21 protein-coding genes are annotated in these 25,262 nt (G+C 63.8%); 11 read left to right on the top strand and 10 right to left on the bottom strand.

Features of this window, described 5'->3' with window-relative positions; genetic code table 11:
* The first annotated feature begins 15 nt into the window (after positions 1 to 15).
* From F759_RS0103495 to F759_RS0103465, 7 genes are all read left to right on the top strand, one after another.
* On the top strand, positions 16 to 1,317 hold the full coding sequence (locus F759_RS0103495) for an amidase (protein WP_027798625.1): 1,302 nt from the start codon (positions 16 to 18) through the stop codon (positions 1,315 to 1,317).
* A 33-nt stretch (positions 1,318 to 1,350) separates the two neighbouring features.
* Positions 1,351 to 2,526 (top strand): transporter substrate-binding domain-containing protein, encoded by a 1,176-nt coding sequence (locus F759_RS0103490; protein WP_027798624.1) that lies wholly within the window; start codon positions 1,351 to 1,353, stop codon positions 2,524 to 2,526.
* Positions 2,523 to 3,143, top strand: coding sequence for an ANTAR domain-containing response regulator (locus F759_RS0103485; protein ID WP_027798623.1), 621 nt, complete (start codon positions 2,523 to 2,525; stop codon positions 3,141 to 3,143). The genes F759_RS0103490 and F759_RS0103485 overlap by 4 nt, the downstream gene beginning before the upstream one ends.
* A 182-nt stretch (positions 3,144 to 3,325) precedes the next feature.
* Entirely contained in the window at positions 3,326 to 3,655 is a 330-nt protein-coding gene (locus tag F759_RS43200) for a hypothetical protein (protein ID WP_027798622.1), read from the top strand.
* Positions 3,643 to 4,644 carry a sulfonate ABC transporter substrate-binding protein gene (locus tag F759_RS0103475; RefSeq protein WP_027798621.1) on the top strand — a complete coding sequence of 334 codons (1,002 nt, stop codon included), beginning with the start codon at positions 3,643 to 3,645 and terminating at the stop codon, positions 4,642 to 4,644. The genes F759_RS43200 and F759_RS0103475 overlap by 13 nt, the downstream gene beginning before the upstream one ends.
* A 198-nt stretch (positions 4,645 to 4,842) precedes the next feature.
* Positions 4,843 to 6,249 (top strand): selenium-binding protein SBP56-related protein, encoded by a 1,407-nt coding sequence (locus tag F759_RS0103470; protein ID WP_027798620.1) that lies wholly within the window; start codon positions 4,843 to 4,845, stop codon positions 6,247 to 6,249.
* Positions 6,246 to 6,923, top strand: coding sequence for a hypothetical protein (locus F759_RS0103465; RefSeq protein ID WP_027798619.1), 678 nt, complete (start codon positions 6,246 to 6,248; stop codon positions 6,921 to 6,923). The genes F759_RS0103470 and F759_RS0103465 overlap by 4 nt, the downstream gene beginning before the upstream one ends.
* A 100-nt stretch (positions 6,924 to 7,023) precedes the next feature.
* Here the strand turns inward: F759_RS0103465 and F759_RS0103460 are convergent, their stop codons facing one another.
* Both F759_RS0103460 and F759_RS0103450 read right to left on the bottom strand, forming a co-directional pair.
* Positions 7,024 to 7,257 carry a DUF2795 domain-containing protein gene (locus F759_RS0103460; RefSeq protein ID WP_027798618.1) on the bottom strand — a complete coding sequence of 78 codons (234 nt, stop codon included), beginning with the start codon at positions 7,255 to 7,257 and terminating at the stop codon, positions 7,024 to 7,026.
* Between the two features lie 277 nt (positions 7,258 to 7,534).
* A complete protein-coding gene (locus F759_RS0103450; RefSeq protein ID WP_084534187.1) occupies positions 7,535 to 8,782 on the bottom strand; it encodes an aldose epimerase family protein in 1,248 nt (415 codons plus the stop codon).
* Positions 8,783 to 9,029: 247 nt separating this feature from the next.
* Here F759_RS0103450 and F759_RS0103440 point away from each other — a divergent pair, with 247 nt between their 5' ends.
* From F759_RS0103440 to F759_RS0103430, 3 genes are all read left to right on the top strand, one after another.
* Entirely contained in the window at positions 9,030 to 11,234 is a 2,205-nt protein-coding gene (locus F759_RS0103440) for a VTT domain-containing protein (protein ID WP_027798616.1), read from the top strand.
* Positions 11,231 to 12,007, top strand: coding sequence for an endonuclease/exonuclease/phosphatase family protein (locus tag F759_RS0103435; protein ID WP_027798615.1), 777 nt, complete (start codon positions 11,231 to 11,233; stop codon positions 12,005 to 12,007). The genes F759_RS0103440 and F759_RS0103435 overlap by 4 nt, the downstream gene beginning before the upstream one ends.
* Before the next feature lie 122 nt (positions 12,008 to 12,129).
* Positions 12,130 to 12,432 carry a hypothetical protein gene (locus F759_RS0103430; protein ID WP_027798614.1) on the top strand — a complete coding sequence of 101 codons (303 nt, stop codon included), beginning with the start codon at positions 12,130 to 12,132 and terminating at the stop codon, positions 12,430 to 12,432.
* A gap of 201 nt (positions 12,433 to 12,633) precedes the next feature.
* Here the strand turns inward: F759_RS0103430 and F759_RS0103425 are convergent, their stop codons facing one another.
* The 3 genes from F759_RS0103425 to F759_RS0103415 all read right to left on the bottom strand — a co-directional run bounded on the left by F759_RS0103425 (position 12,634) and on the right by F759_RS0103415 (position 17,655).
* Entirely contained in the window at positions 12,634 to 14,433 is a 1,800-nt protein-coding gene (locus F759_RS0103425; protein WP_027798613.1) for a DNA-binding protein, read from the bottom strand.
* 161 nt (positions 14,434 to 14,594) lie between these two features.
* Positions 14,595 to 15,953, bottom strand: coding sequence for a PQQ-dependent sugar dehydrogenase (locus tag F759_RS0103420; protein WP_027798612.1), 1,359 nt, complete (start codon positions 15,951 to 15,953; stop codon positions 14,595 to 14,597).
* Positions 15,954 to 15,990: 37 nt separating this feature from the next.
* Positions 15,991 to 17,655: an alpha-amylase family protein gene (locus tag F759_RS0103415; protein WP_027798611.1), complete on the bottom strand. Its 1,665-nt coding sequence runs from the start codon at positions 17,653 to 17,655 to the stop codon at positions 15,991 to 15,993.
* A gap of 48 nt (positions 17,656 to 17,703) precedes the next feature.
* Between F759_RS0103415 and F759_RS0103410 the strand changes: the two genes are divergently transcribed.
* Complete coding sequence (locus F759_RS0103410) at positions 17,704 to 19,278, top strand: alpha-amylase family glycosyl hydrolase (protein ID WP_027798610.1); 1,575 nt, start codon at positions 17,704 to 17,706, stop codon at positions 19,276 to 19,278.
* On the opposite strand, the gene F759_RS0103405 is transcribed toward F759_RS0103410, so the two are convergent.
* The 5 genes from F759_RS0103405 to F759_RS0103385 form a co-directional block, all read right to left on the bottom strand.
* Positions 19,271 to 20,290, bottom strand: coding sequence for an NADP-dependent oxidoreductase (locus F759_RS0103405; protein WP_027798609.1), 1,020 nt, complete (start codon positions 20,288 to 20,290; stop codon positions 19,271 to 19,273). The genes F759_RS0103410 and F759_RS0103405 overlap by 8 nt on opposite strands.
* Before the next feature lie 42 nt (positions 20,291 to 20,332).
* Positions 20,333 to 21,175: an oxidoreductase gene (locus F759_RS0103400; RefSeq protein ID WP_027798608.1), complete on the bottom strand. Its 843-nt coding sequence runs from the start codon at positions 21,173 to 21,175 to the stop codon at positions 20,333 to 20,335.
* Positions 21,176 to 21,372: 197 nt separating this feature from the next.
* Complete coding sequence (locus F759_RS0103395; protein ID WP_027798607.1) at positions 21,373 to 21,954, bottom strand: TetR/AcrR family transcriptional regulator; 582 nt, start codon at positions 21,952 to 21,954, stop codon at positions 21,373 to 21,375.
* 155 nt (positions 21,955 to 22,109) lie between these two features.
* Positions 22,110 to 23,885 carry an ATP-binding protein gene (locus F759_RS0103390; protein ID WP_027798606.1) on the bottom strand — a complete coding sequence of 592 codons (1,776 nt, stop codon included), beginning with the start codon at positions 23,883 to 23,885 and terminating at the stop codon, positions 22,110 to 22,112.
* Positions 23,886 to 23,916: 31 nt separating this feature from the next.
* A complete protein-coding gene (locus F759_RS0103385; protein WP_027798605.1) occupies positions 23,917 to 25,068 on the bottom strand; it encodes a substrate-binding domain-containing protein in 1,152 nt (383 codons plus the stop codon).
* Between the last annotated feature and the right edge of the window lie 194 nt (positions 25,069 to 25,262).

The following is a 25,262-nucleotide window of genomic DNA, read 5'->3' as shown; positions in this document are numbered from 1 at the left end:
CGCGGCACTCACTCCATGACCACTGCACAATCATTCTATCGACCGCTCAGCGCCCACGCGCTGCTCGAGCGAACGGCGAACGACCCGCGTGAGCGCAGCCGTCTTGTGCTCGAATCGCTCGCGCGCATCGAGGAAATCGACGCCGACGTTCGAGCGATGACGGCCGTCGCGAGCCGCGAGAGCGCTGCCCAAAACGCCCTTGCAGCGCAAGGCCCGCTTGCCGGCATGCCCATTGCGGTGAAGGACATCTTCGAAACCGGGGACTTCGTCACGTCCTACGGCTCGCCGATCTACGAAGGACATCGACCAAAGGCCGACGCCGCGATCGTCACGCTGCTCAAGCGCAACGGCGGCGTAATCGTGGGCAAGACCGTGACGAGCGAGTTCGCCTATATGGCGCCGACCGTCACGCGCAATCCGTGCGATTCTGGCCGCACCGCTGGCGGCTCGTCGTCGGGTTCGGCCGCCGCCGTCGCAGCGGGGATCGCGCCGTTCGCAATCGGTTCGCAGACCGGCGGCTCGACGATACGGCCCGCGTCGTTTTGCGGCGTCGCCGGCTTCAAGCCGACGTTCGACATGCTGCCGACGGTCGGCATGAAATGCTTCTCGTGGTCTTTCGATACGGTCGGCCTCTTTGCTGCTGGCGTGCGCGACGTGGCCTATTTCGCGCAGGTTTTGACCGGACGTCCGCTTGCAGCCGAAGCTCATGGCGAGGCCCCCGTGTTCGGTGTGCCGGAGAGCTACCCGTGGACCGAGCCGTCGGCGAATGCGAGCAACGTGCTGGACTCCGCGATCCGAGCGATCGAACACTCGGGCGGCCGCATCCGCCGCGTGCGCTTCGACTCGTGGATGGCCGATCTGATCGCCGCGCACGACACGATTCAAAGCTATGAAGCATGGCAAGCGCTCGGCTTCGAGTACGATCGTTATCGCGGGCAACTGTCGCCGATGCTGTTTGCTTTTCTCGCGCGTGCATCGAAAGTCGATGCCGCTTCATATGCGAACGCGTGTGCGTCGATGACTCGCGCAAAAGCGAGGCTCGCGGAACTGTTCGACGGCGTCACGGCATTACTGACGCCGAGCGCACCCGACGAAGCGCCCGACGGACTCGCTTCGACGGGAGACCCTTCGTTCAATCGCAACTGGACCTTGCTCGGCTGTCCGTGCGTGAATGTGCCCGGTCTTCGGGGCACGCGCGGCGCGCCTATCGGCGTGCAGGTTGTCGGCCGTCCGTGGGACGATGCACGCTGCCTCGACGCCGCCGCGTTTGTCGAGCGGGCCATCGCGGCAACCGCCGCACATCACGCCGCAGCCTAGCCGATTGCAAAGCCGCAGCAAGGAGAACACAGCATGGAGACGAACCCGCAACAGTCCGCGAAGCCGTTGCCCGCCGACGCCGGCTGGCGCATCGGCGTGCTGTTCTCGCGTACTGGCGTGACCGCGGCGACGGAATCCGAGCATTTTTTCGGCACGGTGCTCGCGATCGAGGAAGTCAACGCGGCAGGCGGCATCGACGGGCGCCTGCTCGACCCTGTCGCCTACGATCCAAAAAGCGATCCTGACGAATACCGCAGACTCGCGTCGCGCATGTTGCAGGAAGACGAGGTCACGGTCATTTTCGGCTGCTCGACTTCGTCGAGCCGCAAGGCGGTGCTGCCGGTGATCGAACGCTATAACGCGCTGCTCTGGTATTGCTCGATCTACGAAGGATTCGAGTATTCGCCGAACGTGATCTACACGGGCGCGGTGCCGAACCAGAACAGCATGCAGCTGGCCGCTTACCTGTTGCGCAATCACGGCCGGCGTTTTTTTCTGGTTGGCGCCGATTATATTTATCCCCGAGAATCGAACCGGATCATGCGCGACATGGTCGAGCAGCATGGCGGCGAGATTGTCGAAGAAGTCTATCTGCCTAGCGACGCGGAGCCCGCGGCGTTGCAGGAAGTCGTCGAGCAGATCAGGACCGTCGAGCCCGACGTGGTATTTTCCACGTTGATTGGCCGGGGGGCGCGTGCGTTTTACAAGCTCTATCGCGAGCGCGGAATCGATCCCGCACGTGTCCCGATTGCAAGCTTGACGATGACCGAGGGCGAAACGCGAATGATCGGTCCTGAACTGTGCGGCAACCACATCATTTCTGCGAGCTACGTGAATACGCTGACGCTGCCGGGCAACCAGCGCTTCCTCAAATCGTGGCGCGCGCGCTTTGGCGAACAGCCTGCGAGCATGTGGTCCGAGATGGCCTACAACCAGGTGCATCTGTTCGCACTCGCGCTGGCTCGAACGAGAAGCCTCGATACGGCGAAGCTGGTGGACGCGGTGTACGACGTGGAATTCGACTCGCCGGAAGGCGTGCTGCGAATCGACCGCGCGAACAATCACGCCGTTCTCACGCCGCGCATTGCCGTGTGCCGGCCCGACGGCGCATTCGATATCGTCTGGGAAGGCCGTAGTCCGGTGAAACCCGATCCTTATCTGACTTCGTATGGATTCGCGGAATTCTGGCTCGATGGAGAGCCGGTATGAATGCGGGCGCGCGCCGCATATTCGACGATCTGCGCACGCTGCGCGTGGTGGTGATTCACCCGCCCGGCGACGACCGCAGCGTGCTCGAAGAGCAGTTGCGGCGCATAGGCTGCCCGGTTCGCGCGGTCTGGCCGCTACCCGCCCATCTTCCCGCGGATGCCGATGTGATATTTATTCTCGTCGGCCCGGAAATCAGGAACGCGGGTAATTGGAGCGCCGCCGATACGCAAGCCACGCTGATCGCGCTATCCGACTACGAGAATCCGACCGCGTTGAAGATGCTGCTGGATACGCAGGCGCACGGCGTCATCACGAAGCCGTATCGCTCCACCGGCGTGCTGAGCACGCTCGTGCTCGCGCGGGCGTCGTCGGGTTATCAGCAGCGGCTGCACGCAAAGATCGGCAAGCTCGAGGAAGCCATCAAGGCGCGCCGTCATATCGAACGCGCGATGCGTATTCTGATCGACGCACATCGGCTCAGCGAAAACGAAGCCTATGAGCACATGCGCTCTCGCGCGACGGAATTGCGCGTCACGGTGGGCGAAATCGCGACCATCGTGATCGACGCTTATGAGGGAATGGAAAAGCTCGGGCTCGGCAAGCGGACCAAGCCGTAGTTCCGAACACCGAACGCTTTACGTGCGTCAACATCCTCGCATCGCTGGCGATGCGGCTCGTCGCTTCGCTGTAGCGTCGTCGACTTCCGAACTCTTGCGAACCACAAAAAGCCCATTGCTACAGTGGGCCTGATCCCGCACGTTCAACCGATCTCGTCCTTCACCTTTCGAGCGAGACCATCATGATCGAAGCCGCCGAACTCCAACGTCTAGACCAGCTCATTCATCAGCTCGGCGCCAACGGTTCCGGCAGCGAGAGCGACCAGAACATTGCGCGCGAGATCGAGCAGATTCTCGCCGATCTGTTCAGCGACGGCGGCTCATCGAGCTCCGGCATGCCTTCGATGCGCGAACCCACGCGCTGGAATGCGAAGTACGCGTCCAGGCGTCTATGCGTCTATTCCACCTCTCGTCATTTGCTTACGGCGAAAGATCGGTTCGCCGACCTCGCGCCCGCAGGTAGGATGGCTCGCCATGCATCCCTAACCAGACAACCGCCATGCCCACGATAACAACACCACGCAACCGCCGCACTTTTCTGAAGCTTTCCGTCGGCGCGGCGGCTGCCACCGCATCCGCCGTGGCCGCGCCGCTTTCCTTTGCGCAAGCGCCGGCTTCTGCGCCAAAAACCGCGGCACCGCGCTCATTGCGGATCGGCAATCAGAAGGGCTACCTGAATGTGCTGAAGGGGCGCGGCACGCTCGAAAAGCGGCTCGCGCCGCTGAACGTATCGGTCAGCTGGACGGAGTTCGCCGCTGGCCCCGTGCAACTCGAAGCACTGAACGTCGGCTCGATCGATTTCGGCGATGTCGGCGAAGCGCCGCCGATTTTCGCGCAGGCGGCCGGCGCGCCGCTCGTCTATGTGGCAGCCACGGTGCCCCGTCCGCAATCCGAAGCCGTGCTCGTGCCGCCCGGCTCCCCAATCCGCTCGGTAGCGGATCTGAAAGGCAAGAAAATCGCGCTCAATCGAGGCAGCAACGTTCACTACTTTCTCGTCAAGCTGCTGCGTCAGCATGGCCTGCAATACGCCGATGTGAACGTGGCCTTTCTCGCTCCGGCCGACGCACGCGCCGCGTTCGAGCGCGCGTCCATCGACGCATGGGTGATCTGGGACCCGTTCTTTGCTGCCGCGCAGAAGTCGCTCGGCGCGCGCGTACTCGCGGACGCGAGCGGCGTGGTAGGCAATCGCGGCTACTACTTCTCGTCGCAGAGTTACGCGGCGAAGAATCCCGACGTGATACGGATCGTGATCGAGGAAATCGAAAAGGTCGATCAATGGGGCAGCCGCAACAAGGACCCACTGTCGAGCGAACTCGCGCAATTGTGGGGCTTGCCGAAGGCGGTCGTGGATGTTGTCGTGGCCCGCCAGCAGTTCGGCACCGAGCGCATCACGCGCGCGATTCTCGGCGAGCAGCAGCTAATTGCGGATGCGTTCCTCGACCTCGGTCTGATTCCGAAACACGTCGACGTGCTGAGGGCCGGACCACTGGATCTTGCATGACGATGCAGGCGCGGACATCGGATGTCCGCCGACGAAGCGTTTAAAGGCGCTCGTTCCCGGACCATGCGCTGCCGACGTCCATGCGGGCAAGCTCCATGAAAGTTCCGGTTGCTCTCGGCGCCGCGGTGAACTACATCTAAAGCCGGAGCGCGTTCCGGCGGCAAGCCCGCGCCCCGATCAGACAGAGGAGAAGCCGTCATGGGTATGCGCCCCGATCCTACCTTCCACGCGTCGCCGAAACTCGCGATGGACGCCCCCGCGGAAGAATACGCGTACACGCTGCTGCTCAGCCCCGATTTCTCGCAGCCCGATGCGCTCGCCGTGATTGACGTCAAACCCGGATCGCCGACCTATAGCCAGGTGGTTCACACGGTGCCGGTGCCGAACAAAGGCGACGAATTCCATCATTTCGGCTGGAATGCCTGCTCGTCGGCGCTCTCGCCGCTGACCGGCCACGCGTTTCTCGAACGGCGCTTTCTGATCATTCCGGGTATGCGCTCGTCGCGCATTTACATCGTCGATACGAAGCCGCATCCGACGCAGGCGCGGATTCACAAGATCATCGAGCCCGAGGAGATCTTCCGCAAGACCGGATACTCGCGGCCGCACACGGTTCATTGCGGACCCGAGGGGATTTACGTCAGCACGCTTGGCGGCGCGGGACCGGACGGCACCGACGGGCCGCCTGGCATCTTCATCATGGACTGCGAAACGTTCGACGTGCTGGGCCGTTGGGAAATCGATCGCGGCTTGCAGGAGAAACACTACGATTTCTGGTGGAATCTGCCGCGCGACTACATGGTGTCGAGCGAATGGGCGTTGCCGCCGCAGTTCGAGAACGGCATCGTGCCGGAGGATCTTCTGTCGAACAGGTACGGGCACGCGGTTCACTTCTGGGATCTGCGCGCCCGGCGCAATGTCCAGACGATAGACCTCGGCGCGAATCATCAGATGGCGCTCGAAGTGCGTCCCGCGCACGATCCAGCCCGTGAGTACGGCTTTATCGGCGTGGTGGTCGATACGACCAATCTCGAAGGCTCGATCTGGACATGGTGGCGCGAAGGCGGCCAGTTCCATATCGAGAAGACGGCGACCATTGCCCCCGAGCCGGCCGATCCGGCGTCGCTGCCGCCGTTGCTGCAAGGGTTCGGCGCGGTGCCGCCGCTCGTCACCGACATCGATCTTTCCATCGACGACAAGTTCCTCTATGTCGCCTGCTGGGGCACCGGCGAAATGCGCCAGTACGACGTGACGGAGCCGCGCAAGCCGAAGCTCGCCGGTTCGGTTCATCTGGGCGGCATTGTGCGGCGCACGCCGCATCCGAACGGCGAGCCTTTCGCGGGCGGCCCGCAGATGGTCGAGATTAGCCGCGACGGCCGGCGCGTGTACTGGACCAACTCGCTTTACTCGACGTGGGACAACCAGTTCTATCCGAACGGCGTGCCCGCGGCGCAGGTTATGGCGCATGCGGATTCGGGCGGCGGCCTGACGCTCGCCGACGATTTCTGGGTGAGGTTTCCCGATGGCTACCGGGCTCACCAGATTCGCCTCGAAGGCGGAGACTGCTCGACTGATTCGTTCTGTTACCCGTCGGTGGGCATTTGAGCGGCGGTTGGTCGCAGACCGGCCTCTGGCTCGCGGTCGTCGCAAGCGGCTGCTATCACGGCGCCAATCCGGCCATGGGCTGGCCGCTTGCCGTATCGAACGCATTGATGCAACGACGGGCGCGCGCGCTGTTCACCGCCCTTTTTTATCTCGCGGCCGGACACGTGCTGGCGATCTTCCTGGTGGTGTTGCCGTTTGCGATGCTCGCGGTCGTGCTGGCATGGCAGCGTGAGATCCAGGCGGGCGCGAGCGCGCTCGTTATCGCCTTCGGCGTATTTCTGCTGCTCTGGCGGCGTCATCCGCGTGCGCTCGCACGGATCGCGCCATCGCGGCTCGCGCTATGGTCCTTCGCGATAGCGATTGCACACGGCGCGGGGCTGATGCTCGTGCCGATTTACCTGGGCCTTTGCCGCGCCGACGACGCTGACCGCGCGCACCAGGCAGCGCAAAAATTGATGGAGGCGCGCTTTGGCATGGCCTTGCTGGTCTCCGGCGTGCATGCCGGCGCGATGGTGCTCGCGGGCGGACTGGTCGCGTGGCTGGTCTACCGTTATCTGGGGCTGAAATTCGTGTCGCGAAGCTGGTTCAATCTCGATGCCGTGTGGGCCGTCAGTTTCATCCTCGTTGGCGCGCTTGCGCTGGTGCTCAATTCCGGCGATTTCCTCCGGTCGTGACAACTGGGCTTCGAGATCGGAAGCCCAGTTCGCCGGTTCGCGCCATTGCATGACGAAGCCTGCGCAAGCGCCGCGATCTGATAACGGCCTGGCCGCCGCGCTATTCGACGTTCGATGCCTCGCGAACGACAGCCGAGACGCTGTCGAAGTTTCGATCGCCCATCCGCTTGAGCACGGCTAGGACTTCGCCGTCCGCGCCCTTGCGCTGCGCGAACTCGACCAGTTTGTCACGCGTGGTCGGAAACTTGGCGCCTTCGAGCGCACGTGCAATTTCTTCCAGGCGCGGTTCGTCGGGATGACGGTGGTTCTGCGAACGAGCCGGATGCTGAGCCATATTCATCTCCTTGCCAGTTGGAAAAGCTTCGTCTGGACAGTTCGCATAACGCGTGCCGCGCTCGCAACCTTGCATCGAGTGCTTTGTAAGCGGCCGTTAGTCTGATCCGCATCTCGCCGATTAGGTGATCGCAGACCAGGAAGGCTTGCTGACGCTCGCGTCGAAGCATGCGGGGCGCGACGGCTGGCGGCCGTTATCCGTGATCTCTCAGACGAGCGGCACGCAGTCGTGTTATCAGGCTGGCACCCTTCAGGCGGGGCGTCTCGCCGGCCGGCGCTCACTTGCCGGCGCCCGCTAGCGTTCTGAAACGCCACTCGGTGATCTGGTGCAACGTCTCGCCGGGCCTCAGCACGGTCGACGGAAACGACGGCTGGTTGGGGGAATCGGGGAAATGTTCGGCTTCCAACGCGAATGCGTCGCCCTGACGGTACGTTGTGCCCGATGTGCCGACCACGCTGCCGTTCAGACCGTTAGCGGTATAAAACTGCAGGCCGGGCTGCGTCGTATAGAGTTCGAGCACGCGGCCGCTCGCCGGATCGGCCGCGCGGGCAGCGAAGCGCGGCGTCGTGTTTGCCGACTTGTTTATCGACTTCTCCGCCGCGTTTTCCGCATTAGCCTGCTCATCGAGCACCCAATTCTGATCAAAGCCGTGCGCATAGACCAGTTGGTTGAACGATGAGCGCAGCCGCTCGCCGATAACGGTTGGTTTGCGCAAGTCCATCGGCGTTCCCGCAACGCTCGCCAGTTCGCCGGTCGGTATCGACGTCGAATCGGTCGGCGTATAACGCGAAGCAGCGATCTGGATGGTCTGCCGCTCGATGCTGCCGCTGCCCTCGCCCGCCAGATTGAAATACGAGTGATTGGTGAGGTTGACCACGGTCGGCTTGTCTGTGCTCGCGCGGTAGTCGATGTGGAACACGTCGTCGTCCGTTAGCGTGTAGGTCACATGCGTGCTTAGCGTGCCCGGAAAACCGTTCTCGCCATCGGGGCTCACATAACTCAGTTCGGCACTCGCGCCGTTCGACGAGTTCACCGGCTTCACGGTCCACACCTTCGCATCGAAACTCGACGGACCGCCGTGCAGCGTATTCGGCGGATCGTTGGTGGGCAGCGTCCACGTATGACCGTCGAGCACGAAGCGTCCGCCGGCAATGCGATTCGCGTAGCGTCCAATCAGTGCGCCGAAATGGATGTTGCCGTTGAACTTTTCATAGTCGGCAAGACTGCGGAAGCCGAGAACGATATTCGCCATGCGGCCATGACGGTCCGGGGTGCGAATCTCGCTGATGATCCCGCCGTAGCTCAGAAAACTGACCGTCATGCCATGCGCGTTCGTCAGCGTGTAACGGGTTACGGTATGACCGTCCGCAGTGACGCCATACGGCGCTTGAGTCAGCGAGCCCGCGAACGACGGGCACGATGCCGCGAATAGCGCAGCCCAAACGAGCCTTGTCGCAAAGCCGTGCGCGTGTCTATGCAGGTTTCCGCAACTTTGCGCGGCAAGCCGCGCGGCGTTCGAATTCATGAACCGCTCCTGAAACCGGATGCTTTGTGCAGTGCAAAGCGCATGCCTCCTGCGCCACGGGCGCCAGCGCGGCTTGCCCGACGATAAGCGCCATACGTCTGCCAAAATTTCAAACGGCGTAGAGCAACTACACGCGCCAGTCGTTTTCAAAGCGATAAGCGATTTCGCACTCGCGACCGCGGCGCGCCGCCCAGCCGTGGAATGCCCCTTGCATCCCTGTTTGCCACTGACTGTCGCATGGACCTCTATGAGTCGAACTGACCCGATGCAATCCGAATTGCTCGATCCGCCGTCGCGCGACACCGCCGACGCGCCGCCTGTCGCCCACAACGGCGAGGTAATGGACACTCGCTCGACCTGCGAATGGATACTGAAGGCGCACCGCGCGAGCGTGCTGATCGACGCGGCCTCCTACTACGCGGTATTGCGCGAGATGATTCCGCGCGCGCGCCATTCGATCTTCATCCTCGGATGGGATATCGACAGCCGTATCGAACTGGTTCCCGGCGGCGTCAACGACGGCTTTCCCCCGAAGCTCTCCGAGTTCCTGTGCGCGGTGCTCGACGCGAATCCGCAGTTGCGCATCTATCTGCTGGGCTGGGATTTCGCGATGCTGTACGCGTTCGAGCGCGAATGGCTGCCGTCGTACAAGCCGGCATGGCACGCGCACCGGCGCCTCTCGTTCCGGCTCGACGGCCGTCATCCGCTGGGCGCGTCGCATCACCAGAAAATCGTCGTGATCGACGACAGCCTCGCGTTCACCGGCGGCATCGATCTCACCGGCTCGCGGTGGGACACGCCCGAGCACCGACCCGGCGATCCGCTGCGCAAGAATCTCGGCAAGACGAGTTACGAGCCGATGCATGACGCGCAACTGATGTTCGACGGCCCCGCGGCGGCGGCCATCGCGCATCTGGCTCGCGAGCGCTGGCGCCGTTCGCGCCGCAGCGGCAAGGCCGGCCGGCCGTTCAACGGCAAGCCGCCGCCGCGCACGGATTTGTGGCCGTCGGGCATCGAGCCCGATTTCGCCGATGTCGAGCTCGGCATCTCGCTTACCGAGCCCGCCTACGACGGCAGACCGGCGATCCAGCAGGTAAAGGCGCTGCACCTCGCCGCCGTGGCCGCCGCGCGCCGCAACATCTATATCGAGAACCAGTACTTCACGGCGAATTCGGTGGGCTCGGCGCTGCAAAAACGTATCGCGGAACAAGACGGCCCCGACCTCTCCGTGGTGTGCCCTTACCGGCAAAGCGGCTGGCTCCAGGAAGCGACAATGGGCGTGCTGCGCGCCCGTCTGCACGAGCTGCTCAAAGCCGCCGACAGCAACGGCCGTTATGCAATGTATGCGCCCGCTGTCGACGCCCCGAACGGCCAGTTCGTGAACGTGCACAGCAAGATGATGATTGTAGACGAGCGCTTGCTCGTGATCGGCAGCGCCAACCTGAACAATCGTTCGATGGTGCTGGACTCGGAGTGCTGCATCGTCATCGACGCGCGCGACAATCCCGACCGGCAAGCGGCAATTGCACGCATTCGCAACCGCCTGCTCGCCGAACATCTCGATTCGAGCGAAGCCGACGTCAAGCGAGCGCTCGCGCTGCATGGCCGTCTCAACGCGGCCATTGCGAGCCTTAAAGGAGACTCGGCGCGCACGCTCGAAACGTTGACGCCGGAGGTTCCGCCCGAACTGCGCGACATCGCCGACCGCGTTCACGTTCTCGATCCGGAAGCGCCGATTGCGGCCAATGAACTGCTCGCGCAGTTCTTGCCCGAGCCCACGCATCGTCCGGTCGTTGCGAAACTTCTGGTGCTCGGCGCGCTCGCGCTGGGCGTCGTCGCGCTGACGATTGTCTGGCGTTTCACGCCGTTCGGCCACGAGTTGAGCTTCGCAAAGCTGAGCGCCGAAACGCAACGGCTCGCCGCCACGCATTTCGGTCCGATTGCGGTGGTGGCAATGTACGCGGTCGCCGCGCTGCTGTCGGTGCCCGTGACTTTGCTGATCGCGGTAACGGGGCTCGTGTTCGGTGCAATAGCCGGAGCCGCGTACGCGCTCGCAGGTACGCTGATCGCCGCGGCGGTGGGTTGGGCCGCCGGTGCGTGGCTTGGCCGCGACGCCGTGCGGGAACTGGCGGGTGCAAGATTGAACCAGCTCAGCGAACGGCTGCGCAGCAAAGGGCTCGTCGCGGTCATTGTGCTGCGGCTCGTGCCGGTCGCGCCCTTCTCGATTGTGAACCTCGCCGCGGGCGCATCGCATATCCGCTTCTGGGATTTCATGGTGGGCACGGCGCTCGGCATGGCGCCGGGCGTCGTGCTCGCGACAACGTTCGCCCGTCAACTCGTCGCGGCGCTCACGCATCCGACGCCTTTTTCGTTGCTGCTGGTCGCGGCAATCGGCGTGGCGCTCGTTTCCATGTCCCTTGTGTTGAGGCGCATGCTGGTGAGGCGGCAATGAGCGGGCGCGCGAACGAGACCTTGACGCTGGACGAAGCACAGCCCGCGCCGCGCGCGCGAACGCGACCGGCCCATGCAAACCACGCGGGTGAGCCGCTGCGCATCGTCACGTACAACATTCACGGCGCGGTGGGCACGGACGGCAAACGTTCGGCGGCCCGCATCGCTCAGGTGATCGCGGCGCTAAAGGCCGATGTCGTCGCATTGCAGGAAGTGCCGCTCGGCGGCGCGGCGAGCATCGACGTGCTGGGCGAATTGCAGGACCTGACGGGCATGCATGCGGTTCCGGGCCCGACGCTCGACCGTCCGGACCGGCGCTACGGCAACGCGGTGCTGACGAATCTGCCGGTGCGCGCGGTGCGCACGCTGGACCTGTCGTTCGGTAGCCGCGAAGCGCGCGGTGCACTCGACGTCGATATCGACACCGGCAATGGCGTGATGCGGATTGTCGCGACGCATCTGGGCCTGTCGGCGCGCGAACGCCGCGCGCAGGTGCGGCTGCTGCTCGAGGCGTTCGATACGCCCGATCTTCCCGTGATCCTGCTCGGCGATCTGAACGAATGGTTCGTCTGGGGATGGCCGCTGCGCGCGCTGCTCACGCGCTTTGGCCGGGTGGCTGCGCCACGCACGTTTCCGTCGCGCTTTCCGGCTTTCGCACTGGACCGCGTGTGGGTGCATCCGGCCGCGCGCCTCGTCGATATCGAGGTGGATCGGAGCGAGCCGGCGCGCGTCGCGTCGGATCATCTGCCGCTAGTCGCGCGTGTGTTGCGCTGAAGGCCGGCATCCAGGCGTAGGCAATCGTGAAAGCACGGTCCGATGGAACGGCGCGTGCTGCGCTTGTCGTACGCATTGCACCACATGGCCTTCGCGCCACGACCTCACCCAGGAGATAACCCATGACCGGGCAGCAAGATTCCTCTTCTTCGAATAACGATCCCGCCACGCCGCCCTCGCCGTCGACGCCTTCGCAAGAGGGCTTGTCCGGGCCGGGGCCGGCTCAGCCCAGACCGATTCCATCGCCGACACCGGGCACGCCGCGCACGCCGGGCGGCAATCAGCTCGACACAATCGACGAAGCCGATGCTGACAAGGTCGTGCCGAAGGATCCGAAAGAGACGCAATTGCGCGACACGATCTCGCCGCCGGGAGCGGGCAGCCATAGTGTCGACGACGAAGGCTCGGCGCCGAAGCCGTTATAACGAAACTGCGAACAAACGGCGAACAAACCGCGCGCACCGCAGACACCTCGGCCCTTCGGCATCCTCGTTGCGGACCGCAACTTGCGATTCGACTCGCCCCCGATTCCGCCGGTCACGCTCACGCGATCGCTCGCCTGAGCGCCTGTGCGCCAGAGCGCCGATGGGTAACGTGCAGCGCAACCCGCACAGAGGCCAAAGGCGTCAAGCTTCGATTTTGGACATCACCGCGGTTGCCGGATCGTAACGATAGCCCTTCTGTTCGAGACGTTCGGCGAGCGCGGCGCTGATCAGTTTCTGCTGCGCATCGCGCGATACCAGGTCGTGGTCCGGTTTCAGCCGTTCCAGTTCGGACGAGAGTCGGCGCAGAAGCGCGACCTCGGCCGCGCTGCGCGCGTCGAGAAAAGTTACTTTCTGATTGGTCGCGCTGAGCCGCTGCTTGAGTTCTTTCGCATGTGCGATCCACTGCTCGGCCAGCGTGCGCAGTTCGCTGTACGCCTTCTCGTGCGCCTTCGCCTGGCTAGACATCTGACGGCGTAGCGACGCGATCTCGTCGGCCATCACCGCTTCCTTCGACTCGAATTCCGGCGACGGGCTATCCGGCGACGGGCTATCCGGCAATCGACCTTGTTGCTGAGCCTGTTCCAGCCGTTGCGCGTGCGCGGTTTCGAGTTCCGCAAGCTGGCGCTCCAGATCGGCGACGCGCCGTTCGGCCGCCTCGGCGCGGCCCGCCGCCGCCGACGCGTCCTGCGCGAGCCGGGTCGTCTCCGTCGTCGCCGCCGCATTCGCTTCGCTCATGGCGGCAAGCTGTTCGCGCGCGGCGCCGAGTTCGTGCTGTAGGCGTTCGACCTCGCTGCGCCCGGCCGCCGCTTCGTCGCTGCGAGCCGCGTTCGTCTCGCGCTGCGCCGTCAACTCGGCGCGGGCCTGATCCAGTTCGGTCTGCAATGCCGCGAGTTGCGCGAGGCTCTCGCTCGCCTGCAACGCGGCGTCTTGCGCACGCGATGACGCCGCGCTCGATTCGTCCGTCCATCGCCGCACTTCCTGCGCGTGTGCCTCGCCGGCCTCGCTCAAAGCGGCCGCCTCGTGGCGCGCGGTATCTCGCTCCCCGCGAAGACGCTCCATCTCATCATCCCTCGCGACGGCTGCACTGCTTAGGGCTTCGCGCGCCTGACCTTCCTCGCTGAGCGAGGTTTCCGCCGCTTGCAGCCTGGCTTCGGCCGCCGATGCGCGTTCATTCGCCTCCGCGATTCGAAGTTCTGCTGCCGACGCGCGCTCCTCCTCCTGCGCAATGCGAGCCTCTGCCGCCGCCGCGCGTTCCTCCGCTTCCCTGATGCGCCGCTGTGCGTCCGCCGCCTGCTCGTCAGCCTGCGCGACGCGCGCTTCGGCAGTGGATGCCCGCTCGTCGGCCTGCGCAATCCGCGCTTCAGTCGCCGCTTCGCGCTCCTCGGTTTGGGCTACGCGCGCCTCGGCTGCCGCTGCGCGGTCCTCCAGTTCGGCGACGCGCTCGTCGGCGGCTTTCGCGCGATCCCGCAACGCTGACAGTTCGGTTGCGAGACGATTCACGGCCTCTTCGGAAATGCTCAGCGCATTCGTGAGTGTGGCGACGCGCTCGCGCGCCAGCTCCGCTTCCGCCAGTGTGTTCTGATATTCAGCGAAGGCCTCGTCGCGTTCGGCGGCGATCGCGTCCGCGCGCTCGCTCACAACGGCAAGACGCTGATTGACGACGCGCTCAGCTTCCTCGCGGGCGCTCGTCCACACATTGCCTGCGGCGCTCAGCATGATCTGCGCGATGTCGTCCGGCAAGCCGGTCATGACAGGTTCGGCCGCCGCAGCGGGCTCCCGCACTTCACGCCAGCGCTGCAAGGCTGCGGAGACGGCGACGATCGAACCGCTGCGGATTTCGCCCCAGACCGCCAGCGCGGAAACCTTCTTGCCTTCGCCAACCATGCGGTCCGCAATGTGAGCCACCTGTTCATCGGTGACGGTGTCTGTTTGCATCGACATGAACGCCTCGAAATTCAAAGTAAGCAGGCGGGGACCGAGCCTTCCGCGCCATCGGTAGTGGGCAGCATTTTACCGGGCAATTTTCAGAAGCCGCGGCAGGACGTTTTACGCGACCCGCTATTCGAACGCGCCGCGTTTGCGTTGCATTCCACACTCCGTCATCAGGTGCCGCTATAAACCACTTTCCAGACCACGTTCCCGACGTCGTCGGCTACATATAACGCGCCGGCCTTATCGACAGCGACGCCGACCGGTCGCCCCAACGCATGCCCGTCCGCGCTCAGGAAACCGCGTAGAAACGTCTCCGGCATACCCGCCGGCCGGCCATCGGCGAACGGCACGAAGACGACCTTATAGCCGCTGTGCTCATGGCGATTCCACGACCCATGCTGCCCGACGAATGCGCCGCCCCAGTATTGCCGCGGAAAACTCTTGCCGGTATAGAACGCGAGCCCGAGCGACGCCGTGTGATTGCCGAGCGCATAGTCCGGCACGAGCGCGCTGGCCACCTTGTCCGGCCGCTGCGGCTTCACGCGCGTATCGACATGCTGGCCATAGTAGCTATAGGGAAATCCGTAGAAGCCGCCGTCTTTCACCGCCGTCATGTAGTCGGGCACGAGATTGTCGCCCAGTTCGTCGCGCTCGTTCACGGCGGCCCAGAGCGCACCGCTGTCCGGTTGCCAGGCCATCCCGTTCGGATTGCGAAGGCCCGACGCGAACACGCGCGAGCGCCCGGTAGCAAGCGTTAATTCGAGGATGAGCGCGCGGCCCTCTTCGGCTTCGATGCCGTTTTCCGCGGCGTTGCTGTTCGAGCCGACCGTGACATACAGGCGCTGTCCGTCGCGGCTCGCCACCACATTCTTGGTCCAATGATGATTGATCGGCCCCGCAGGCAGATCGGCGACCTTCTCGCCCGCCGCCGTGATTTGCGTGTCGCCGGCGCGATACGGAAAGCGTAAGAGCGCGTCGGTGTCGGCCACGTAAAGATAATCGCCGACGAGCGCCATGCCGAACGGCGAATGAAGTCCTGCGATGAACACGCTGCGGCTTTGCGCGGTGCCGCCCTCGCCGCGCAGCAGCATGATCCGGTCCGGGCTCGGCACGCCCGCGCCCGCGCGCTTCATTACCTGCTTCATCACCTGCGTGCGAATCCAGCCGACGATGCCCTGGTCCTCGTCGTGCTGGGCCGGCGCATTACTCTCCGCGACCAGCAGATCACCGTTCGGCAGCGCATACACCCAGCGCGGATGGTCGAGTCCGCTCGCGAACGCCGTCACCGTAAAGCCTTGCGGCGCGACCGGCGCGCTTTGGCTGTCGCGCGTCTGAACGGGCGCGATATTGATGGTCGGCAACAGTGACGTATGCGGCGCGGGCAGTGCCGGATGCTGCCCCATCCCGGTGTCGCCGATGTCCACCGCACTCGACGCGCATGCCGCGAGACCTAAAGTGAGACTCAGCGCGAGCATCGTGGAGAGTGTGCCAGGGCGCGCTCTGCTGAATCCGGCGTGTCGGTCGTTCATCTCATTCGCCTCGCATTTTGTTGTTCCGTGACTGTGTCTAGATGTCGCTACGCCTTAACAGATAATCGAGCCCGCCGACCCGATACCACCGGTAGCCATACGGTTCGAGTACCACCGCATGACGGCCGTCGTCGTTCTCTTCGCTGTGATCGTCGGAAAGAAGATTGATGAGCCGGTACTGGCCAGGTTCGTCGCAGCCGGAGCGGAATTTCACGGTGCAGGCCTCGGCGCAGAAGTTGTGCACGCATAGAACCGAGTTGTTGCGCCAGTCGAAACGAAGCGCCAGTACGTCGCTTCGCGACGTGCGCAGCACTTCGAAGTCGCCCCAGCTGATTTCCGGCACTTCGCGGCGCATGCGGATCATGCGCTCCATCCAGTTGAGAAACGAATTCGGATCGCGCCGCTGGTTCGCCACGTTGATACGCTCGAAGCCGTACGCACCCCCTGTTATCACCCGGCACGGCGGCTTCGGGTGCTTCGTGAAGCCCCCTTGCGGTTCTGTCGACCATTGCATCGGCGTGCGCGCGCATTCGCGCTCGGGCAGACGCAGGTCGTCGCCCATGCCGATCTCGTCGCCATAACGGAAAACCGGCGTGCCGGGCAAGGTCAGCATCACGCTGTAGGCGAGCTCCAGCCGGCGCCTGTCGCCCGCGAGCATCGGCGCGAGCCTGCGGCGGATGCCACGCTCGTAAAGCTGCATGTCGGGCTCGGGCGCAAACGCGGCAAATACGGCCGCGCGCTGTTCGGGTGTGAGCCGGCCGAGATCGAGCTCATCGTGATTGCGCAGGAACACGCCCCATTGCGCGGTCGGCGGGCGCGGCCTCGTCGCCGTCAGCGCTTTTTTCAACGGCGCGGTATCGCCAGTTGCAAGCGAGTAGAACGTGTTCTGGTTAAGCTGGAAGTTGAACATCATCTGCAGGCGTTCGCCTTCGTCGCCGAAATAGTCGAGGTCGGTGTTGGGCAGCACATTGGCTTCCGCCAGAATGATCGCGTCGCCCTGACGCCACTGCAAAAACTCGCGAAAATCCCGCAACATGTCGTATTGCTCGACCGGCTCGCGCACCTTCGGACCTTTCGTCGCGATAACGAACGGCACGGCGTCCATACGGAAGCCCGACACGCCAAGCTGGATCCAGAAGCCCATGATCTTCAGCAATTCGGCTCGCACGTACGGATTCGCGGTATTCAGATCAGGCTGGAAATCGTAGAAGCGATGGAAGTACCAGCGCTTCGCCTGCTTGTCGAAAGTCCATGTCGACTTCTGCACGCCGGGAAACACCACGCCGTCTTTCGCATTCGGCGGCTGCCTGTCGGACCAGACATACCAGTCGCGATACTGCGAGCCTGGATCGCTGCGTGCTTCCTTGAACCACGGATGCTGATCGGACGTGTGATTGATCACGAGGTCGATCATCACGCGCAAGCCGCGCTCGGCGCATGCGTGCGTGAACTCGGAGAAGTCGCCAAGCGTGCCGTACTTCGGATCGACGTTGTAGTAGTCCGAGATGTCGTAGCCATTGTCGCGGCCCGGCGAGGGCTGGAAAGGCATCAGCCAGATCGTCGTTACGCCGAGCCCTTGCAGGTAATCGAGCCGGCGCAGAAGGCCCTTGAAGTCGCCAACACCGTCGCCATTCGCGTCCATGAAAGTGCCTACCGAAAGGCAATAGACGATGGCGTTCTTGTACCAGAGATCGTTGAGCATGCGGTCTGTGCGTGGCGCCAAAACAATCGATCGTTAAGAGGAATTGCAATGTCGGAACTGGCGTGGTGGCAACGCGGCGTGATCTACCAGATCTATCCGCGCTCGTTTCAGGACAGCAACGGCGATGGCATCGGCGATCTCGCGGGCATCACCTCGCGCCTTGCGTATCTCGCCGAGCTGGGCGTCGATGCAGTCTGGGTTTCCCCGATCTACCCGTCGCCCATGAAGGACTTCGGCTACGACGTCGCCGACTACTGCGATGTCGACCCGATGTTCGGCACTCTCGCCGACTTCAAGCAATTCGTGGACCGGGCCCACGAACTGGGCCTCAAGGTGCTGCTCGATTTCGTGCCGAACCATTCGTCGGACAGGCATCCGTGGTTCGAGGAAAGCCGCTCGTCACGCGAGAATCCGAAGCGCGACTGGTATCTGTGGCGCGATCCCGCGCCCGATGGCGGCCCGCCGAACAACTGGCTAAGCCGCATGGGCGGCTCAGCGTGGGAATGGGACGCGCGTACCGGTCAGTACTACTATCACGCGTTCCTGCGCGAGCAGCCGGACCTGAACTGGCGCAATCCGCAAGTGCGCCGCGCGATGGACAGCGTATTGCGCTTCTGGCTGGATCGCGGAGTGGACGGTTTTCGGGTCGACGTGCTGTGGCTGCTGATCAAGGACGCGCAGTTCCGCGACAACCTGCCCAATCCCGCGTATGAGCCGGGTCAGCCGGACCATCACCGGCTATTGCAGACCTATACCGAGGACCAGCCCGAAGTGCACGAGATCGTGCGCTCCATGCGCGCCACGCTCGACGAGTACGGCAAGCGCGTATTGATCGGCGAGATTTATTTGCCGGTGCCGCAATTGGTCAGGTACTACGGCGCGAACGGCGATGGCGCCGACATGCCGTTCAATTTCCAGTTGCTCAACGCGGCATGGAACGCAGGCGTGTTCGCGGGGATGATCCGCGATTACGACAGCGCGCTGCCCGAACACGCATGGCCTAACTGGGTGCTCGGCAATCACGACAATCCGCGTGTCGCATCGCGCGTGGGCACCGAGCAGGCACGCGTGGCCGCCGTGTTGCTGCTGACGCTGCGCGGCACGCCAACGCTTTATTACGGCGATGAAATCGGCATGACGGACGGTGTGATTCCGCCCGATCAGGTGCAGGATCCAGCGGAAATCCGGCAGCCGGGCATCGGCCAGGGACGCGATCCGGAGCGCACGCCGATGCAATGGGATGGATCGCTGCCGGGTGCCGGTTTTACAAACGGCAAGTCATGGTTACCGATCGCCACGGGCACGAGCGTGCGCGCCCAGGACAGCGACGCGTCGAGCATGTTGTCGCTTTACCGGCAACTGCTCAGGTTGCGGCGCAGCAACGCGGCGCTCGTGCGGGGCTCGATTGAAAACGTCGCCGCGTATGGCGACGTGCTGACTTATGAGCGGCATTACCGCGGTCAGCGCTTATTCATCGCGCTGAACATGGGCGCTACCGATGCCGTCGTGCGCTCGCGCGGGGGCGTGGTGCTGTTGTCGACACCTGGTGGACGCGCCGGACAGGCGCTCGTGGAAGGCACGAATCGTCTTGCGGGTGCCGAGGCACTGATCGCGTCTATCTGAGCTTGATGACGACCTTGCCTCGCGCGCGTCCTTTTTCGACGTAGGCTAAAGCGTCGTTAGTCGATTCGAAGGGAAAAACGCGCTCCACGACCGGACGAATTGCGCCGGCATCGATAAGCGCGGTGACCTTGCGCAATTGCTCGCCGTCCGCCCGCATGAACAGGAACGAATAGTCGATGCCCCGGCGTCGCGCCTGTCGTCGGATTCGAAAGCTCAGCAAGCGCATGACGAACGCGAGAAAAGGATTCGCGCCGATGTCTTTCGCAAAGGCAGAATCGGGCGGGCCCGAGATCGAGATGAGCTTCCCGCCGCGCTTGAGTACCCGCACGGATTTCGCGAGCGCATCGCTACCGAGGCTGTTCAGTACGACATCGTAGTCGTGCAGAACTTCTTCGAAGTTCTCTTTCGTGTAGTCGATCACAACGTCCGCGCCGAGCCGCTTCACCCATTCCACGTTCGGCGTGCTCGTTGTAGTCGCAACGAAAGCTCCAAAGTACTTCGCCAGTTGAATTGCAAACGTTCCCACTCCGCCTGAACCCGCGTGGATAAAAACTTTCTGCCCTTTCTTCAGCTGCGCTCTTTCGATTAACGCCTGCCATGCCGTCAAGCCGACGAGCGGGATGGACGCCGCTTCTTCCATGCTGAGTTTGTTCGGTTTGATAGCGACGTCGCTCTCGTTCATCGCGATCAGTTCCGCGAAACTGCCGATCCTGTCCTGATGCGGCCGGGCATAGATCTCGTCGCCCGGTTTGAACGACCGCACGCCGGGCCCGACGCGCACCACGACCCCGGCCACGTCGTTGCCAAGGACAAGCGGCAGGCGATAAGGCAAGATCAGTTTGAACTCGCCGTTCCTGATCTTTGCGTCGAGCGCGTTGACACCCGCGGCGTGGACCTGCACGAGCACGTCGTTGTCCCGAAGTTCCGGCTCAGGCATTTCGCCGAACCGCAACGCCGCCGGATTGCGTCCGTGTCCATTGCGTCCATACCGATCGACGATGAATGCCTTCATGATATTTCCTGCTCCCTGGTTCGTAGACATCCTGCTATGCAATTACTTTTGAAACGAGGGAGATATCGTCGCATCAACAACGTCGAGCCGCAGGTCTTTACGTATGCCTGCGTCCATGAGATGCGCGGGCGCAAATCGGCGCAACAGGCGCAAGCGGTTCGCGAGTCCGCCGGCGGTGTAACGCAGTTTTGGGCGAGCCGCGCTGGCTGCCTTCAGTACCACTTCTGCGACGACAGCGGGTGCATCCGCGCTCGCCATGACGGCCTTCATGGTTGCCGTCAAGGCCGCGCGCACATCGCGGTACTCGTCGAGCTTCGCGTCGGCTTCGAGAAAATTCGCGTCGAACCCGGTCTTCGTATAGGCCGGCTCGATGACCGACACGCGAATGCCTCGCGTGCGCAGTTCGTGGTCGAGCGATTCGGAATAGCCTTCGACCGCGTGCTTCGTCGCCGCGTAAAGCGCGCCGTAGGGCATCGGCAGGAAGCCGAGCACCGAGCCGATATTGATGATGCGCCCACCGCCCTGACGCCGCATATGCGGCACCACCGCGCGCGTCATCCGGACAAGCCCGAAAAAATTCGTATCGAAGATGGCGCGCGCCTGGTCGAGCGAGCTTTCCTCCGCGCCGGCGGGCGCGACGCCGAAGCCGGCGTTGTTCACGAGCAGATCGAGCCGCCCCTCGCGGCGCAACACTTCCTTCACGGCGGCTTCGACTGACTCCTCGCTCGTGACGTCGAGCGGCAGCATCTCAAACGGCCTTTGTGCGCCGCTCGCTGCGCGCCTGCTGGTGCCGTACACCTTGTAGCCCGCAGCCGCGAGCCGGATGGCCGTCGCTTCGCCGATGCCCGACGAAGCGCCTGTGACGAGCGCCGTTCTGTTCTTCATGATGTCCTTCCTTTTGCGTGCGATTGCGTGGTGTGGTTCAACGGACGGCGTTCGCCGGCGATGCATGGGTTCAACGGGCGCAACGGCACGGCCGCGACTGCGCCTACCGGTGTGCAGCTACGATAAACATCAAAAAATGATGATCATCATATTTAAAGACGAACAACACGGCGTCGTGTCAAGGCCTCGCGACGTGTTCAGTCGTTCGACGGAGTGAAATGCGAAAGGGCCGCCGTGCGCAGCGCATTGCACAGCTTCGGATCGTCGACGGCGCGCGCGAGTACCAACGTGCCGACCATCGCGGCGACGCTGACGAGCGCCCGCTCATGCGCGCCCGGCTGCCCCCAGTCGGGCGCCTGGCGGGCCACGAGATCGATCATCTCCTTGATTCGACGGGTGGCCGCGCGCCGCACTTCGGGCGCCTGGCGAGGCATCTCGGAACCGAGCGCCGCCATCGGGCAGCCTAGTTCGGGATTTTGCAGATGTTCGTCCGACAAGTACGCCTGCATCAGCGCCTGCAATGCCTGCTCGGGCGCCGCTGCGGCGGCGATCTTCGCCGACAGCGCGACCGATTCCGCGCCGGCGCGGTCCGCGGCCTCCGCGAGCATCGCCTCGCGCGACTCGAAGTGTGCGTAAAAGCCGCCGTGCGTGAGCCCGGCCTCTTTCATGATGTCCGCGACGCCAGTGCCGCTGTAGCCACTGCGCCGTATGGCGCGCGCCGCGGCCTGCACGATGCGTTCGTGAGTGGCTTCCTTGCGGCGGGGCGCGGTTCGGGTCATGACAGCAGTGACGGCATCGTTAATATGACGACCATCATAGTTTGTTTTGGCGTGCCGCACCAGCAAAATTTTGCGCGCCGCTTTGGCGGCTGCATTGCGCGTTCGCCTCCGCCTCCGCCTCCGCTTGTGCTTGTGCTTGTGCTTTTGCCGAAGAGTTATGACCGCACGCTGCCCGCCATTAACTCATCTTCAGGCGTCTTCGGAAGGACGACCCTGAACGTCGAGCCGTGCCCGACTTCGGAATGCACGTCGATGCGTCCGCCCTGCTTCCTGACGATGCCATACGATATCGACAAGCCAAGCCCTGTGCCGGTCCCAACGGGTTTGGTCGTAAAGAACGGATCGAAGATCCGGTCGCGATGTTCCGGCTTGATGCCCTGTCCCGTGTCTTCCACCTCGACCCATACGCTGCTTTCGTCGTGCCCCGTTCGCACGGTGATATGCCCGCGTCCCTCGATGGCTTGCGCCGCGTTCATCAGCAGGTTCATGAAGACCTGATTGAGTTGCGACGGAATGCATTCGAGTTCGGGAATCGCGCCGAACTCGCGCTTTAACTCGACCTTGTACTTCAACTCGTTCCAGACGATGTCGATGGTCGTATCGAGATTGCTCTCCAGGTTGGCCCACTGCTTCTCCGCTTTGTCGACGTGAGAGAAGTCCTTCAGGCCCTGCACGATGCGCTTGACCCGCTGCAAACCCTCGACGGACTCCGACAGCAGCGCCGGGATATCGGCACGAAGATAGTCGATGTCGATTTCGCGCTTGAGTTCGGCGAGCGCGGCCCGCGACTCGGCGATCAACTCGGCCTCGCTGCGTTCGTAAGCGGCCAGCGCGGTCAGCAGGTCCGCCACATAGCGTTGCAGCGTGCCGAGGTTGGCATTCACAAAGCCGACCGGATTGTTGATCTCATGCGCGACGCCCGCGGCGAGCTGTCCAATCGACGCGAGTTTCTCCGACTGCAACAACTGGCTATGCGCTTGCGCAAGCTCGTTGATCAGCGCTTCCTGCCGCAGCTTTTCTTCGCGCAGCGCGGCATACGCGCGTGCAAGCTGGCGCCTGTCGTCGTGGAACTGCTCGACTGCGCGCGCCATTTCGCCGATCTCGTCGCGGCCGTTGACGATGCGCGTAGCGTCGTCGTGCCCTTCCAGCGAGTCGCCGCGCCGCAGATTGCTGCTGACCACCTGGAGCCGGGCCAATACATTCTTGCCGAGAAACGCATGGGCGACGAGCCATGCGAACAGCAGACTCACTGCAACGAGCCCCGTAATCCAGCGTTCGTTTCTCGCGGACGTATTCGCGAGACGCTGCACTGCCTGCTGAAACTCCTGCGTACAGCGATCCGATTGCAACTGCGCCGACGCCACCATCGCGCTCGCCTGCTGACGCAGGCCCTCGCTGAACGTATCGCGCGGCGCGATGGCTTGCACATCGGGCCTCACATCGGCTCGCGCAGTACCTGTCTGCTCGCGTGCGGGGTTCGAAGCGTGCGCCGCCGCCGCGCGCAAATCGCTTTCACGCAACTGCGCGACGACATTCACCGTGTTGCGAAATAGCTGGCTTGCCTGATGCAGGTCGAGCACGCTGACGTCGTCGTTGGCAGCGGCAAGACGGTCCGACAGACGGTCGAAGGTCTCGAGTTGCCTGAGGATGTCCGCATAGTTCGCGCGCATCGCATCCAGTGACCCGGCGCTGGCGAGCCGCGACGATTCGCGCTCGATTAGCAACGTGTGCTTCACCAGCGTGTCGGCGGCCTGCATGCGCATGAGCTCGTCGGTGGCGAGCGCGCGCGTCTCGTTCGTCGCCACACGCAGCGTGTAGACCGCGGTCAGCCCGCTCGTCGCGATCAGCAGCGTGAGCACGACCGTGGCCAGCGTGAATTGCCAGCGCAACGAGTGCGGCAATAGCTTCAGGCGTGTTGACGCTAATCGCATGCGCCGGCTCCCGCTGCGTTCGCCATTGCGGTTATCGCTTCCAGATGCCGCGATAAATGTCGCGATAGCCGTTGCCAGGATCGTATTGCCCCTGCAATCCGCCATCGAACCTGATGTTTGCCGCCGTCACCAGATGAACGGGCGACACATAGCCCGTCACCTGCTGATGCGCAAGCAGGCGATTCAATTCGTCGACCAGTTGCCAGCCCTGGAAATTCAGCGGCTCCGCGACCGTGCCGGTCTGGAATGTCTCCGCCTGGATGCGCAGAAACGCGGCCGCGCTTCCGTCGCCGGCGGATAGCATGCTCAGGCCGCGGCTCATGTTGCCGGCGCGCGTCAGCGCGGGCGCGGCGTAGTCGAAATAGAGGTCGTTGATCGCGAGCGCGTAGTTCCAGGTCTTACCGTATTTCGCGAGCAGTTCGTCGGTGACAGCGGGCATCTGCTCCGCGCTCTTCGAGATTGCCACGTCGCGCACAGCGAGCAGCCGGCAATCGCGGCACGCGCGGATCACTTCGAGCATGGTGTCCGTCTTCGCTTTGGCGATCTGGAAATTGCCGTCGGTAAACACCACGACGCCGGCACGCGCGCCCGATTGAATCACCGCGGCCATCGCCGTAATGCGGGCAACGTCGAGCGGATTCGTCGACACGTTCATCGCAACGACACTGTTCGCCATCGCGCCCGCGACCGGCCCGACATGCCAGCCGACGAGCGCGATCCTATGCGCGGTGAACGGCAGCAAGTCGGACTTCATCTCGCCCGCGTCCACGCCGACGAGAATCGCGCCGTCCGGGCTCAAGGCAAGTGCGGCGGCCACGGCCTTGCTGCGGCCCGCAGCGGTTCCGCGCGCGTCATAGACCCTGGTGCTCCAGCCAATAGCGTTCGCGGCTTCGTTGATGCCTTTCGCGACGCCCAGCACGCCGCCGTTGCGCAAGTCCTCGGTGATGATCGCGATGGTCGCGCCGGGCACCGCGGCCGGCCCGGAGGTCGGGCCGCTCCAGGGCGACGCCGGTTCGCTCGCCCTATCGACGGCGCGCTGCATCGCTGCGACGTTCAGTTCCTCGCTTGCCGCTGCGTGTCTGACGGACTGCAGCGCGGGCTGCGCACATGCGGGGCGGATGCATAGACCGCACAGCGCGATCATCGCGACGAGCGCGGGCCTGAGCGCAACGCGTAAATGCATGAGTCCCCCCGATATGCCGGACGATGTAACCCGCGCCCCGCCGATGAACTCGGGACTTCGCGAGGCGAGACGTGCCTCTTGTCCTGTTTACGGCGGATTCGCGCGCCGCTTGATACGCGGCGCATTACGGGAAACCCTTGGATGCCGCTCGTGCAACGCTATCCGCGGCTAATCAGCGGGTGGTCAGCGGCGAT

This window comes from Paraburkholderia dilworthii (assembly GCF_000472525.1).
In the GTDB taxonomy this organism is placed as follows: domain Bacteria; phylum Pseudomonadota; class Gammaproteobacteria; order Burkholderiales; family Burkholderiaceae; genus Paraburkholderia; species Paraburkholderia dilworthii.
The sequence above is the reverse complement of the archived record's forward strand: the minus strand, read 5'-3'. Positions and strand labels throughout refer to the sequence as shown.

Excerpts from the sequence above, each read along its gene's own strand:
- F759_RS0103495 (WP_027798625.1), top strand. The coding sequence starts at position 16 with ATGACCACTGCACAATCATTCTATCGACCGCTCAGCGCCCACGCGCTG.
- F759_RS0103490 (WP_027798624.1), top strand. The coding sequence starts at position 1,351 with ATGGAGACGAACCCGCAACAGTCCGCGAAGCCGTTGCCCGCCGACGCC.
- F759_RS0103485 (WP_027798623.1), top strand. The coding sequence starts at position 2,523 with ATGAATGCGGGCGCGCGCCGCATATTCGACGATCTGCGCACGCTGCGC.
- F759_RS43200 (WP_027798622.1), top strand. The coding sequence starts at position 3,326 with ATGATCGAAGCCGCCGAACTCCAACGTCTAGACCAGCTCATTCATCAG.
- F759_RS0103475 (WP_027798621.1), top strand. The coding sequence starts at position 3,643 with ATGCCCACGATAACAACACCACGCAACCGCCGCACTTTTCTGAAGCTT.
- F759_RS0103470 (WP_027798620.1), top strand. The coding sequence starts at position 4,843 with ATGGGTATGCGCCCCGATCCTACCTTCCACGCGTCGCCGAAACTCGCG.
- F759_RS0103460 (WP_027798618.1), bottom strand. The coding sequence starts at position 7,257 with ATGGCTCAGCATCCGGCTCGTTCGCAGAACCACCGTCATCCCGACGAA.
- F759_RS0103450 (WP_084534187.1), bottom strand. The coding sequence starts at position 8,782 with ATGAATTCGAACGCCGCGCGGCTTGCCGCGCAAAGTTGCGGAAACCTG.
- F759_RS0103440 (WP_027798616.1), top strand. The coding sequence starts at position 9,030 with ATGAGTCGAACTGACCCGATGCAATCCGAATTGCTCGATCCGCCGTCG.
- F759_RS0103435 (WP_027798615.1), top strand. The coding sequence starts at position 11,231 with ATGAGCGGGCGCGCGAACGAGACCTTGACGCTGGACGAAGCACAGCCC.
- F759_RS0103430 (WP_027798614.1), top strand. The coding sequence starts at position 12,130 with ATGACCGGGCAGCAAGATTCCTCTTCTTCGAATAACGATCCCGCCACG.
- F759_RS0103425 (WP_027798613.1), bottom strand. The coding sequence starts at position 14,433 with ATGTCGATGCAAACAGACACCGTCACCGATGAACAGGTGGCTCACATT.
- F759_RS0103420 (WP_027798612.1), bottom strand. The coding sequence starts at position 15,953 with ATGAACGACCGACACGCCGGATTCAGCAGAGCGCGCCCTGGCACACTC.
- F759_RS0103415 (WP_027798611.1), bottom strand. The coding sequence starts at position 17,655 with ATGCTCAACGATCTCTGGTACAAGAACGCCATCGTCTATTGCCTTTCG.
- F759_RS0103410 (WP_027798610.1), top strand. The coding sequence starts at position 17,704 with ATGTCGGAACTGGCGTGGTGGCAACGCGGCGTGATCTACCAGATCTAT.
- F759_RS0103405 (WP_027798609.1), bottom strand. The coding sequence starts at position 20,290 with ATGAAGGCATTCATCGTCGATCGGTATGGACGCAATGGACACGGACGC.
- F759_RS0103400 (WP_027798608.1), bottom strand. The coding sequence starts at position 21,175 with ATGAAGAACAGAACGGCGCTCGTCACAGGCGCTTCGTCGGGCATCGGC.
- F759_RS0103395 (WP_027798607.1), bottom strand. The coding sequence starts at position 21,954 with ATGACCCGAACCGCGCCCCGCCGCAAGGAAGCCACTCACGAACGCATC.
- F759_RS0103390 (WP_027798606.1), bottom strand. The coding sequence starts at position 23,885 with ATGCGATTAGCGTCAACACGCCTGAAGCTATTGCCGCACTCGTTGCGC.
- F759_RS0103385 (WP_027798605.1), bottom strand. The coding sequence starts at position 25,068 with ATGCATTTACGCGTTGCGCTCAGGCCCGCGCTCGTCGCGATGATCGCG.